Annotated in this window: 15 protein-coding genes; 3 read left to right on the forward strand and 12 right to left on the reverse strand. The window is 56.5% G+C overall.

The window, feature by feature from the left end; translation table 11 throughout:
* Window positions 1-129: 129 nt before the first annotated feature.
* The 10 genes from AC2TDJ_RS20160 to AC2TDJ_RS20205 form a co-directional block, all read right to left on the reverse strand.
* On the reverse strand, window positions 130-426 hold the full coding sequence (locus tag AC2TDJ_RS20160; protein WP_480844470.1) for a putative quinol monooxygenase: 297 nt from the start codon (window positions 424-426) through the stop codon (window positions 130-132).
* Window positions 426-995, reverse strand: coding sequence for a flavodoxin family protein (locus AC2TDJ_RS20165; protein ID WP_480844471.1), 570 nt, complete (start codon window positions 993-995; stop codon window positions 426-428). Before AC2TDJ_RS20165 ends, AC2TDJ_RS20160 begins: the two co-directional genes overlap by 1 nt.
* 337 nt (window positions 996-1,332) lie before the next feature.
* Window positions 1,333-2,328 carry a zinc-binding dehydrogenase gene (locus AC2TDJ_RS20170; protein ID WP_480844472.1) on the reverse strand — a complete coding sequence of 332 codons (996 nt, stop codon included), beginning with the start codon at window positions 2,326-2,328 and terminating at the stop codon, window positions 1,333-1,335.
* Window positions 2,329-2,346: 18 nt separating this feature from the next.
* Window positions 2,347-3,420, reverse strand: coding sequence for an ABC transporter ATP-binding protein (locus AC2TDJ_RS20175; RefSeq protein WP_480844473.1), 1,074 nt, complete (start codon window positions 3,418-3,420; stop codon window positions 2,347-2,349).
* Between the two features lie 10 nt (window positions 3,421-3,430).
* A complete protein-coding gene (locus AC2TDJ_RS20180; protein WP_480844474.1) occupies window positions 3,431-4,255 on the reverse strand; it encodes a carbohydrate ABC transporter permease in 825 nt (274 codons plus the stop codon).
* A 10-nt stretch (window positions 4,256-4,265) separates the two neighbouring features.
* Window positions 4,266-5,153, reverse strand: coding sequence for a carbohydrate ABC transporter permease (locus tag AC2TDJ_RS20185; RefSeq protein WP_480844475.1), 888 nt, complete (start codon window positions 5,151-5,153; stop codon window positions 4,266-4,268).
* A 76-nt stretch (window positions 5,154-5,229) separates the two neighbouring features.
* Window positions 5,230-6,633 (reverse strand): extracellular solute-binding protein, encoded by a 1,404-nt coding sequence (locus AC2TDJ_RS20190; protein ID WP_480844476.1) that lies wholly within the window; start codon window positions 6,631-6,633, stop codon window positions 5,230-5,232.
* A gap of 74 nt (window positions 6,634-6,707) precedes the next feature.
* Complete coding sequence (locus AC2TDJ_RS20195; protein ID WP_480844477.1) at window positions 6,708-7,223, reverse strand: VOC family protein; 516 nt, start codon at window positions 7,221-7,223, stop codon at window positions 6,708-6,710.
* A gap of 99 nt (window positions 7,224-7,322) precedes the next feature.
* Window positions 7,323-8,972, reverse strand: coding sequence for a GMC family oxidoreductase (locus AC2TDJ_RS20200; protein WP_480844478.1), 1,650 nt, complete (start codon window positions 8,970-8,972; stop codon window positions 7,323-7,325).
* Window positions 8,973-9,039: 67 nt separating this feature from the next.
* A complete protein-coding gene (locus AC2TDJ_RS20205; RefSeq protein ID WP_480844479.1) occupies window positions 9,040-10,050 on the reverse strand; it encodes a LacI family DNA-binding transcriptional regulator in 1,011 nt (336 codons plus the stop codon).
* Window positions 10,051-10,335: 285 nt separating this feature from the next.
* Between AC2TDJ_RS20205 and AC2TDJ_RS20210 the strand changes: the two genes are divergently transcribed.
* Entirely contained in the window at window positions 10,336-10,476 is a 141-nt protein-coding gene (locus AC2TDJ_RS20210; protein ID WP_480844480.1) for an SDR family oxidoreductase, read from the forward strand.
* A 157-nt stretch (window positions 10,477-10,633) separates the two neighbouring features.
* Here AC2TDJ_RS20210 and AC2TDJ_RS20215 read toward each other — a convergent pair whose 3' ends face one another.
* Window positions 10,634-11,122, reverse strand: coding sequence for a TetR/AcrR family transcriptional regulator (locus tag AC2TDJ_RS20215; RefSeq protein ID WP_480844481.1), 489 nt, complete (start codon window positions 11,120-11,122; stop codon window positions 10,634-10,636).
* Window positions 11,123-11,195: 73 nt separating this feature from the next.
* On the opposite strand from AC2TDJ_RS20215, the gene AC2TDJ_RS20220 reads away from it, so the two are divergent.
* Entirely contained in the window at window positions 11,196-11,690 is a 495-nt protein-coding gene (locus AC2TDJ_RS20220; RefSeq protein ID WP_480844482.1) for a DUF2269 family protein, read from the forward strand.
* Window positions 11,691-11,705: 15 nt separating this feature from the next.
* Window positions 11,706-12,386: a DUF1295 domain-containing protein gene (locus AC2TDJ_RS20225; RefSeq protein ID WP_480844483.1), complete on the forward strand. Its 681-nt coding sequence runs from the start codon at window positions 11,706-11,708 to the stop codon at window positions 12,384-12,386.
* A gap of 137 nt (window positions 12,387-12,523) precedes the next feature.
* Here AC2TDJ_RS20225 and AC2TDJ_RS20230 read toward each other — a convergent pair.
* The coding region (locus AC2TDJ_RS20230; RefSeq protein WP_480844484.1) for a helix-turn-helix domain-containing protein at window positions 12,524-12,824 on the reverse strand (301 nt) is incomplete at its 5' end.

The raw sequence follows: 12,824 nt of genomic DNA on the forward strand, positions 1-12,824 counted from the left end.
GCCAACTCAGGAAACTGTATTTCCAAGCACCTCTGCCGCGGTTTAGTGAGGTGAGTCTCACCTTTGTCAACAGGGGCCAATGTATCAAACGAGTTGGGATTCCTCATTCGCGCAGACGCGAAACTTGCTTCAGTCTTCGACCGAAATCAATTGGCGCAAGATGAGCGGCGTCGCTTGCGCCGCCTCCATTTTGGGAGCCCAATCCGCAAACCATCCCTGTGCCAAATGTGCGTCCAGCGCGGCCTGACTCGACCAAACCTCTACTATGGTCATTTTCTCCGGCATCTTCGGATCGCGCCAGAGCTCGTATTGCTCGCACCCCTCCTCACCGCGGGATCGGGTCATAAACTCATGCCGGAACATTTCAACGAAGGTCTCAGCTTCGTCGGGTTTGACGTCAAGTTCCACCAACAACCGTGCCTTCATCAGTCCGCAAGCTCCCAAAAACGTTCGTATTTTGCTTCAAGCGGGTGCAAGTCTTTCCGCCCCTCCATGAAATATCCGACCCACTCGGCCAAGCGACGCCCAGCCCGTCGACATGCTTCCTTTGCGTGTTCCGCACGTGGTTCCCCTGCAACGACCGCACCGTAGTGCAGGCTTTCTTTCTTGGCGACATAGTCGGTAATTCCGAAGACGAAATAGCCCATATTCATCATCATGATCGACATAGCCATGCAGGCAAGTTCGCCACCGCCACCTAGGCTACCGGCTGAAGTGAACGGTACGGCGAACTTCCCGTCGGTCTTGAACCAAATGTCGGGAGTGCGCTCGTCCCACCATTGCTTCATCTTCCACGACACCCCACCCAAGTGCGTCGGGCAGCCAATCGCAATTCCGTCCGCCCAAAATACGTCCTCGGTTTCGGCCGCATCTACATGACGTACACGAATCTCCATACCTGGTACGGATTCAACCCCTTCCTCGACAAAGGGCACGGTGGTTGAGGTGAATTTACGGTCGCTTTCACTATCGTAGATAATGAGGATATTTGCCATGGTTCTCTCCCTAACTGTCGCGTCCGCGTAACCACGCGGTGATAACTTAGGAAGGTTCCCGACCTATGCTCGTCGCACAATTGCCGACCGATCAGCACTGTCCCGGATAGTGGAGTTTTCTGAAATATGGATACAAACAGGCATTGATCGGTCCTTCACTGACAATTTGGGCGTGCTGAACGGTTCTGGTTGGCAGAAGAAAACAGGCCGCACAGGTGAGTTGAGCGGCTAACTCCGCGAATTAACGTAATGGGCAGAGTCGTGGTGGGAACGGACTTTTTGCAAGAACTACTGAAACGGCAAGAGTCCGTGGTTTAGTCCAGAGAAAATCTGAAGTTCAGAAATCGGTCCAATCCAGCACGACTAAAGGTGCGTCGATTACCCTGTCGGCGATTTTTGAGTAAATGGTATCCACATTGGACACGGGATGTCGGCTCATGAGCCCCCCCACGTCCAGACGTCCGTCAGAAAGCCATAACATGGCTTTTTCAAAACCCGAAAAGATACTGTGTGGGGCGTTGTTGTAGCCTTCCAGCAACTCCTCCCAAACGAAATCACGGCCGTGGATCGGCAACTCCCATTCCCAGCCACTGCGCAGATTTACGTAACCGAAGAAGACCTCGTGCAGGACGTCGTGGGCGGGTATGTCGGTGCGCTGTTGCCAGGGCACACCGACCAGAACAACCTCTCCTCCCTGACGGACGATGCGACACGCATCGAGCACCGCTGCCTCATGCCCTGAGCAATCAACCACCAAAGCGACTTTGCGGGCATACGCTGGGTCGTCCAGTGGCATGGACGCGAATGTGCTGCCGATACCCGACTGTTCAACTTGAGATCGACGCTGCGCGTCCGGTTCGACCACCGAAACGTTGAATCCGCCGATTTTGAAGTTCTGGGCGGCCAGCAACCCGACCGGACCAGCCCCACAGATGATGACCGTATCGCCGGGGCGGGCCTTGGTTGTCATTAGCGTTGTCATGGAGACGCCCATCAGCCGGGCCAACAGCGCTGTTTCGGCATTCATGCCTTGCGGCACGGGCAGAGTATGGCGCACCGGATGTTGCTGCGTCGACCGATGATGCCCCATGCAAAAGCACAGGTCCCCGATATTGACACCCTCAACCTCGGTGCCAACCTTATCGACACGAAACACGGCGGCGTATCCTGGTCGGATTGGAAAGTCATCTCCGTTGGCCCAGGCAAGCTCGGTCCCCTGGCTGATCAGGGTTGCAACAGTCCGGCCTCTGACCTCGTCAGCGGCAAGCGGAGCGTCCTGATAGTCGGACAGGGTAAAGGTGTTTTTGGCTGGAAAGATGATTTCCTGAGGCATGGGATTGATGTCCTTTCGTCAGAGCGAGAGACTGACGCCGCTTTTGCTGTCAAACAGATGGATGGCTTTGGGGTCGAAATGCACCGTGATTTCAGCCCCTGGAGTCGGCCTGCCGATGGCCGGAACCTCAGCGATCAACTCATGCGGCCCGGCGCGCAGGTCCAGCAGGGCCTCGTTGCCCAGATATTCAGTAACCTCGACACGGGCGGGGGCCGTGTTTTGAGCTTCGGGATTTGCTGACGACAGGCCATTGGGCCGAATGCCGATGGTCACCGCCTGACCATCGCTCACAACACCATTGAAGCGGCTTGGCACTTCAAGGTGCAGGCCGTCAGCCAATAGTAGCCCCTTTTCGGCACGCGCTGGAATCATGTTCATTGGCGGCGAACCGATGAAGGTGGCAACGAACATATTGTTGGGCTGGGTATAAACCTGCTCCGGTGTGCCGACCTGCTCGATATTGCCGTCCCGCATGATGACAATCTTGTCGGCAAGGGTCATCGCCTCGACTTGATCGTGTGTCACGTACAGGACGGTTGTGCCCAGACGATTATGCAGCTTGGCAATTTCCAACCGGACCTGCGTGCGCAGCTTGGCGTCCAAATTGGACAGAGGCTCGTCGAACAAGAACACATCCGGTGTGCGTACCATAGCACGGCCCATCGCGACGCGCTGGCGTTGCCCGCCAGACAGTTGCGCAGGGCGGCGCGAAAGAAGCTCTGACAGGCCCAGCGTATTGCCGACCTCATCAACGCGGCGGGCAACCTCGTCTGCGGACAGGCTCAGCGGTTTGAGCGCGAACTCCATGTTCTGCCGAACGGTCATGTGGGGATAGAGGGCATAATTCTGGAATACCATCGCCACGCCGCGATCCTTGGGTGCGACCTCGTTCACGCGAATCTCGCCGATCGTGAGGTCCCCGTCCGACACATCCTCAAGCCCCGCAACCATGCGCAGGGTCGTGGTCTTGCCGCAGCCAGAGGGGCCCAGAAGGACGACAAATTCGCCCTCTGCTACATCTAGATCAATGCCATGAACGACCTCGACCGACCCGTATCGTTTGAAGACATTTCTCAACGTTATTGCCGACATTGAATTTCCTTTACTTGACCGAACCCATCGTCAGTCCGCGCACCAGCCAGCGCTGGCAGGTCAGGACAAAGACGACACCGGGAATGAGAACGACAAAGGACCCGGCCATGATACGACCCCATTGCACCGCGTCCGATGACCAGAAGGACATGACCGCCACGGGCGCGGTTTGCGCGTTTGAGCCAGTTAGCATCAGGGCAAACAGGAACTCATTCCAAGAGAAGATGAAACAAAACACGGCGGATACTGCGAGGCCCGGCGCGGCCAGCGGTAGGGTGACCTTCCAGAAGATCGAGATCAGCCCGTGCCCGTCGACGGCGGCGGCCTCTTCCAGTGCGGTTGGTACCTCGTCAAAGAAACCTTTCATCAGCCAGACGGTCAGCGGGATGTTCGCCGTGGAATAGACGATGATCAGCGCGATAGGCGTGTCCAGCAGACCGACGGTTTTAAAGATTATATAATACGGCACGACCACAGCGATGGGTGGGAACATGCGCATCGAAAGAATCCAGAAGGCCACATCGTTCATCCGTTTGTGCTTGATCCGGCTGATCGCATAGGCGGCGATGCTGCCGAAGAACACCGAAAAGGCGGTCGACCCGAGCGCCACGATCAGGCTGTTGCCGATGAATTTGCCGAAAGGCCGCATCGTGAACAGGTTGCGGTAGTGATCCAGCGTCGGCTCGAAAACCATCGCCGGAGGTTTCTGAAACATGATTGGGCTGGGTTTAACCGAGGATGAGGCGATCAGATAGATCGGCGTCATGAACACGATCAACGCAATCCCCAGAAGGGTGTAGACTAGGATTGCTTGTTGGGTGCTAGGTTTGTTCATTTCGTCACCGTCAGCTCAGCACTGGATCGCGGTTGAGGGATTTGAAGAAGAAAGTGATCAGCACGACGATGATGATCAGCGATACGAAAGACGCGGCCGCCCCGACCCCCATCTGCCAGAACGTAAAGGACTGGCGGTAGATATAGAGCGACAGTACTTCGGTTGAATCTCCGGGACCGCCCTTGGTAAGCACAAAGATGATGTCGTAGATCTTGAATGCGTCGATGGCGCGTAGAAACAACAGGCTGACCAGCACGGGCTTTAGCTGCGGCAGGGTGACAAAGCGGAACACCTGCCAGCGCGTGTTCCCGTCGATCCGCGCGGCTTCGTAGGGTTCGGGTGACAAGCTGGTCAGGGCGGCAGCCGTGCCCATCATGATGAATGGCGTCCATTGCCAAATATCGGCGATAGCGATCGCCCAAAGTGCCCAATCAGGCGAGGTGATCCACGAGACCGGGCTGATACCAAGGAAGCTGAGGAAGTAGTTCAGATAGCCCAGTTCGGGAAAGTAAAGAAACAGCCAGACAAGGCCAACGATCACCGGCGATATCATCATCGGGATCAGCAGCATCGTCCGCGCGATCCCCATTCCAGGCAGGCGTTGGGTCACGAGAAGGGCAAGGCCCACACCGACAATCAATTGAATGCTGAGCGTAATTGCCATCAACTGAAAGGTGATTTTCAAGGCGTGCAGGAAATCGCCTGTCGTCAGCACGTTCTGATAGTTGCTCCAACCGACGAAAACGCGTGGTACAAAAGGCTTGGCCAGATCATATGATCGAAAGCTCAGATATCCTGCGTAGAGCATCGGGTAGATGGTCGTCAGAAACAGGATCAGGATGGCTGGCAGCAGAAAGATGAGGAAAATCCGCCTGTTGCGCTTACGGATATACGCCATGAAGCGATACTTTCGTCAGGGTTCGAATTTGGTGCTGCCCCGGCACAAAGAAACCGGGGCAGCGGGGAGGCCGGCCTCAGTTGAAAACGTCGGCCGGTGTGTCGTTGATCCAGCGCAGGCGCAGATCCTCGGGGAAGACCTTGAGCCGCGTGTTGATCTTGGTACAGGCGTTGGTCAGCGCTTCCTGGGCCGTTTCGGTCTCACCCGCCATGAATTTATTCAGCTCAACGCCAAAGATCTCTTCGACATCGGCGTAGAACGGGTGGAAAATACGGCGGCGCGCGTTGTCCTGCGTTTCAAGAAGGACCTTGTAGTACGGGTATTTCTCTTGCAGCTCAGGATCGGACAGAATCGACTTGTGGAACTGGCTGACCCCTGATCCCTCCTCGGCAAAGCGGCGCATCATGTCACGGGACGTACCCCATTTGATGAACTCCCACGCGGCCTCTTTTTCCTGATCGGTGGCCTTGGAATTGATGCCAAAACTGAGCGCACCAGTCATCGTGGGTTGTGGGGAACCATCACCTGTCGGGCTGGCGGCAAAACCGGCCTCACCCACAGTGGGCAGCACGGCCTCGTCCGGGTTGGTCAGACGCACGGTGCGCACCGACCAGTAGCTGGACTGGGCAACTTCGGCCCGTTCCATGTATCCGGTGCGGATGTCCCACATCAGGCCCAGATAATCCGGCGGGTTAAACGCCACGAGCCGTTTCATCACATCAGCCGCAGCCAGCGCCGCCTCGCTGTCCATGGCACACAGACCGGTTTTGGGGTCCCAATAACTGCCGCCGAAGCTGCGCATTATCGGGAAAAAATCATGGGTGATCGCGCCCGCCACGCGGCTGTAGGCCTGAGCATTACCGTAGAAGTCTTTCTCCAGCGTCTCACCGGCCAGCGTGTCCCCTGCCTTGCGGGTAAAGAATTCGGCAATATCGATATACTGATCCCAGGTCTGGGCCGGAGCCAGATCGTAACCGAATTTCTCTTTAAACGCCGCCTGTTCGTCGGCATTTTCATACAGGTCCTTACGATAGTTCTGGTGCCAGATCATGCCCGAGGCCGGGAAAGCCAGCAGACGGCCCTGCCAGGTGTTTTCCTGCAACTGGATGGGAACGATATCGTCCAGATGGATCTCTTCCGCATCACGCTTGGCCAGATCTGTCAGATCCTCCAACGCGCCGGATTCACCCAATACGCCGACCCAGGGGCTGTCGACCCACATCAGTTGATAGGATGGGTCGTCGGCGCTGGCCTCAATCACGATTTTGTCGATGAGGCCCGGATACGGAAACATGTCGATCTGCACTTTGGCACCTGTCAGTTCCTCGAACTCATCTACGATCGGGGCCAAACGCGTGACCGACGTGTCGCCGATGGCAAGCATCTTAAGCTCAACGCCGTCAAAGTCCTTTGCGTACCCCACCGTCGCCGCCGTGATTGCGACGGCTGACGCAAACGCGCTCAATCTCAGTGATTTCATAATTTCTCCTCCGCTGAAGGGCGCCTTTCGCGCCTTGATGAAACGATTAACCATTCGCCATTTCTTAACGCCGATTATTTGCCCTGCGACGGGGTCCAGAGCTTCTCGGAGGCCTCTGCCTCGTACCCGAGCGGGCCGTTTGCACTGACGATTTCAAGGTATTGGCCCCAGGGCGCGCGCAGATACATCCAGACAAGTTGATCCATCGGCCCGCCTTCGATCAGGGTGGGGCCTTCCAACACATCCACTCCTCTGTCTTTCAACCGTTCGGCGGTTGCGAAGGCATCTTCGACCTCGAACGCCATATGCATCGCGCCCACTTCGCCGTTGTGTTTGATGGGTGTGGGCTCGGTCACACCGGAATACTCGAACACTTCCAGTGATCCGCCCCGGCCAACCTGCAAAACCCTCTGGTCCGAGATCTTGCACCCTGCCGGTACACCCAGTCGGGTCAGCATAAAATCGTCGTCCGCATCAACGGCGCCACAATCCATGATCGTGACTGCACCGAATACGTCGGTGAAGAACGTCACAGCCTCTTTCATATCGGGCACGGTAAAACCGATGTGGTGTAAACCCAGTGTGGTCATTGCGGCCTCCCATCTGTTTGCTGAAACGATTAACGCACCATTTAGTTACTTGGTCAAGACAGTTTTTTAACTTTGAAATTTCATATTATTTTAAGCGATTTATGCCAATTCACGGCGTCCTTCGTTGCGTTCTTCCGCAAAGATGACCGCGGGAAGCGGATTCAGTCCACGCACCATATCCGATGCCTTTTCACCGATCATGATGGTCGGAGCGTTGGTGTTGGACGAGTTAATCGCAGGCATGATCGAAGCGTCGCATACCCGAATGCCTTCAAGCCCACGTATCTTTAACTCGGTGTCCACCACTGCCATGTCACCGTGCCCCATCTTGCAGGTCCCGACGGGGTGGTGATCGGTCTTGGCGATTCCGATGGCATAATCCAAAACCTCGGCGTCCGTTGCGCTGGGGCCAGGCAGAACCTCATGCCGTACAAAATCCTTCAACGCTTGCTGCCGCATGATCTCGCGGGCCATCTCCAGCCCGCGCAGAGACATCTCGCGGTCATATGGATCGCCCCAGAAATTCGGGTCAATCAACGGGGCGGCATTTGCATCTGCCGACGCCAGCCGCACCGTTCCCCGTGAGCGTGGTCGCGCAAACGTACTATTGAGCGTAACCCCGCAGCCATTGATCTTGACGATGCCTTTCTCGATCCCTGACCCTTGTCCGAGATGAAACTGCATATCAGGGGCTTCGGCGGTCTCGTCTGCGTACCAAAACCCACCGGTTTCGAACAAGGACGCAGTCACCGGGCCGGTTTTGGTCAGATAGTACTGCAGCCCGGCGAGAATGGTCCGGTCGATCCGATCCGTTCCATCATATGTATGTCGCCCGGTGCATTCCGAGATTGTGCACAGGTCGATATGATCTTGGAGGTTCGAACCGACACCCGGAAGGTCATGAAGCACCTCAATCCCGACAGCGTTCAGGTGATCCGCCGGGCCGATCCCGGACAGCATCAGCAGGCGGGGAGACCCGATCGCGCCAGAGGTCAGCAAGACCTCGCGCTCGGCCTTTACGTTGATTTTTTCAGTTCCCTTTTGTACCTCGACACCGGTTGCTCGCGATCTGTCGAAGACAATCCTCTGAACCTGAACACCCGTCATTACCGTCAGGTTGGGCCGGACTTCAGCCGGTTTTAGGTAAGCCTGCGCGGTAGATGACCGGCGCGCGTCTTTCTGCGTCAGCTGGTAGAACCCGCACCCGGCCTGTTGTGTGCCGTTGAAATCGGGATTGTAGGGCAGTCCCCATTGCTGGGCCGCCCGGATAAAGGCGCTGCAGATCGGCAATGCACCTCGGGGCATGGAAACCCCCAACGGGCCGTCGCCGCTGTGGTAGTCGTTTTCGAACCGTTCATTCCCTTCGGCGCGTTTGAAATAGGGCAGAACCTCGCGATAGCTCCAGCCTTCGCAGCCATGCACATCGACCCAATTGTCATAGTCCTTGCGGTTACCACGGGTGTAGATCTGCGCATTGATTGACGATCCGCCTCCGATCACCCGCGCCTGTGTGTACCACAGAGACCGGCCGTTCAGCCCTTTCTGCGGCACCGTCGACCAGCCCCACGAGGCAATCCCCTTTGTCATTTTGGCAAAGCCTGCGGGCATGTGAAAAAGCGGGTTGCTGTCCCGTCCCCCAGCCTCGATCAACGCGACGCTGATATCAGGGTCTTCGCTGAGACGGGCAGCCAGCACGCAACCGGACGACCCTCCACCAACGATCACATAGTCGTAGCCTTCATGGGACATATGCGTTGCTCCGTGCCAGTATTAGTAACCGTTTGGTTACAAACCATCACACAGAAGCAACACTCCGTCAAGCTAGGCGGGCGACGGAGTCGCGGATGACCAGTTCCGGCCTAAGAATAACCGGGTCGACTGGTGCATTGTCGTTGCGCAGAAGTTTCACAATAAGTTCCGCTGATATGCGCCCGATCCGGTTCGGATGAATGTTAACGGACGACAAGCCCGGTATCATGGCATCATTTTGTTGAATGTTGTCGAACCCCATGACCGACAAATCCTGGCCCACCAGCACACCCACTTGTTTGGCCGCCCGATAGACCCCGGTGGCCTGGTCATCGTTGAAACACAAAACCGCTGTTGGCAGACGGTTCTTCATGTGTGCGTCAAGAACCTTGTCACAAGCGAAATCTGGCAGTTGAGTGCCGGGCTTGAGCACACAGGCCGACGTCGGCAGGCCCGCCTCAGCAAGCGCCTTGTAGACGCCATTTCGGCGTCCCTGCCAGGTTGTCGTCTGCTCATACCCGCCAACAAACCAAAAGGAGCGATGGCCATATTCAATTAGATGGCGCCCTGCCAGATACCCAGACATTTCTTCGTCCGCACCAACAAAGGCGGCCCCGGATCCGGGGATGTCGCGCACGCACACGACGGTCGGGATGTTGCGGCGCAAAGTTTCTGCGATGGAATCCGCATTAGGCACGTGCACCGGGCTGATCACAACTCCGGCCACCCCTTGCGCAATCATCGAGGCGATCAGTTTTCGCTGCCGGACCGGATCGTTTTGCGCGGTCGCCAATAGGGTCAGATAGCCGGCCTCGTAGGCAGAGGTTTCCAGTGCGGCAACAAGTTCACTAAAGAACGGATTGACAACTGTATTGAGCACAACGCCGATCAGCGATGATCGACCCGTTCGCAATTGCGCCGCTGTGCCGTCCCTAATGAACCCCAGTTCGCGGGATATTTCCAATATACGTTCCCGCGTCTTGGTTGACACGCGTCCGCTACCGCTCAACGCATAAGAAACAGTCGCGTTGGAAACACCTGCCGCATTGGCTATGTCGGAGATTTTGACGCGTCCCAAACTCTTATCCCGATTCGTGGCGCAAACTCTTTCCCAGATCAAAGCGCAGATTCATCTGAAAGATGGATCACATTTCAGGCGTGCTTGTCCAGTCTGAGCCAATTGGGTTGTAGGGGTCTGCTTCGGCTGGGGCAGAATGACACCCTAGGGCTGGGTGTCATCGATTTTTCCACCTGTACTCGCCCGTGAATAGGATATGTGCCCATCCGAGGGGCGAGATATGCTCCAGGAGTTGAGGTGAACAGTCGAGGGTATTGCCAACTTGTTTGCGCGTGATTGAGAGGGGTGGGGCCAGTTCCTGTCAGACGTTCATTTCGGCAGTATAACCAAGGTTCGATCGTCGCGGTTGCCTTCCTTGCCTCGGACGCGGCAAGTGGGATCACCGGACAGCTTCTTATGGCGGATGCGGGGTATTCTGCGGCTTAGTTTCTCCAAATCTCAAATAGACGGATCTGAAGGTGTCGTCTAATTGTACAGCCTAGATCAAGTCGTTTTTTACTTAGGAGACCGGCTGCCGGGTGCATGGTTGTCTTCGCGGTCGACATCGACCGCCGCATGATGGAGCGTCGCATGTGTGGTCGCATTACCGGATGCGACTTTTCCCGGACATGTATTCCAGCATCAAGGAACCGAAGAGGTGGGCCATAGCACCTTCGGCCCGCTCCTCCCCGACAATGGCCTCGAATATCCTGCGATAGGTTGACATGGCGACCTGCATTGCCTCGTCCTCTGCAATCTGGGCTCTTGATTTGCCGCGAAGGTAGTCGAACGTCAGGGCCATTTCGGTCGCAAAATCCTGGCGCAGGACATCCGTGAGGCGCATCAGGTTTTCCTCCTCCGTTGCGTCGGGATCTACCAGGTCTTCATCGAACGCGGCCATCACCTGTCTGGTGCAGGCCAGGAACAGATCCTCCTTTGTGGGGAAGTAGTGATAGAGTGCACTTTTGGACAGACCCAGATAGGCCGCAACCTTGCGCATGCTGGTTCCGGCATAGCCGTGATCCGAGAAGTACTTGACCGCCCGCTGTGCCAGATCCTGGCTGTAGGCTTCGTGATCTACAATCTTCGGCATTTTTATCGTCCAGTTGGTCTATTTAGGATTGACATGAGTTGCACAAGGGGTCCATAGCTCTTAAATAGTCCATATGGTCGAAATAAAAGAGCACGTGATGCCGGACCCCGTCCTTTCCGTGAAATTGATCCACATCCTGGCCGTGATCATCATGGTTGGGGCGACCATCTTCAATGGGGTAGTCCATTCCCATGCACGGACTTCGAGCCCGGCAGAGGCAACGGCACTTTTGCGAGTGGTAATGCAGACAAACACTGTCTTGATGAGGCCGTCGCTTCTTATCGTTCCCATTTCGGGATTGGGGATGATGGAGCTTCTGGGCCATGATTGGTGGCCTGGCTGGCTCATGGTCTCGCTCGCCCTTAGCCTGGCCCTGCTTCTGACCTATGTCGTGGGAGACCGTGTTGAGCGGCAGTTGCATGTCATCGCAACAGAAGCATCTCAGGCAGGTTTACCCGCCCTGCCTGGCATTTACCAAAACACCTTTGCCAAGGCTGCACCCATCGGTGGTGCTGCCCTCGTGATGAGCCTCATCACCCTGATCCTGATGATATTCAAACCGTTCTGAGCGGAAGATACGACCATGACGACCAAATACGGTGGAGTTGATCGCACCCACGATCACTCTCTTGGCCCAAAACTCGTTTTCGCCTTGCTGCACGGCGCGATCGTGGCGACCTGTTTCTGGCTGGCTTTCGGCGCATTCGAATGGCCCGACCCAACCCGGGCCAAAATACTGACCGGGGCTGCCGCGCTCTACTTCCTACGGCATCTGGTAACCCTGTTTGTTCTGCTTGAGCGCAAAGTCGAATTGCCCGAAGGATTGGGGCTAGCCGCGTTTATGGCCATTTTCGAGATTGGCTTTCTTTTGCTTGGCGCTGGGGTGCTGTCTGGCAAAGCGACACCTTTTGGAGCATGGGATACTCTTGGCGTTGCCCTGCTAATCCTCGGTTCGTATCTGAACACCGGGTCCGAGCTGCAACGGCACGCCTGGAAGAGATTGCCCGGGTCGAAGGGTCGATGTTACACCGGTGGGCTTTTTTCCTATTCGACGCACATCAACTACCTTGGTGACAGCATCCTGTTCACCGGGTGGGCAATCCTGACGGCTTCGCTCTGGGCTTTTGCAATTCCAGCGTTGATGACATTTCTGTTCGTCTTCTATCACATCCCCTCTCTCGATGCGTATCTGGCCGAACGCTATGGCGAAGAGTTCAAGGCCTACGCTCGGAAAACAGCCAAGTTCTTGCCTTTCGTCTACTGAACACCAGCGAAATATTGTCGATAGCAACGCGGGCCGCACGGTCTGTTCATGATCGTCGCGGCACGCCTCAAATCCGCAAGGCAGATCTTCGATCACGATGCAGTAAACAGCAACTCTGTGACCCGTTGGCTTGTCCCTCACACAGCTGCGGTCCAGAAGCGGTATCTGCCCTGTCCGGTGATTTCGCGGGCCAGGCCGCGTTGGGTGAACAGGTTGAGGTTGCGGCGGGCGGACATCGACGAACAGCCCGCCTGGCGGGTCACAAGCTCGGCCGACACGATCGGATAGCGGGTCAGGATGTCGATCAGCAGCGGCGGTGTTCGTCCGGACAAGTCCCGGGTCTGCGCCTGCGCGCGATCCAGCCAGGTTGACAGCCGGTCCAATTCCATCAGCGCCGCCAGGGCCCCCGCCTCAGCCGCCGCGTAAAAGGCGCGCACC

This window comes from Ruegeria sp. HKCCD6647-2 (genome assembly GCF_057221075.1).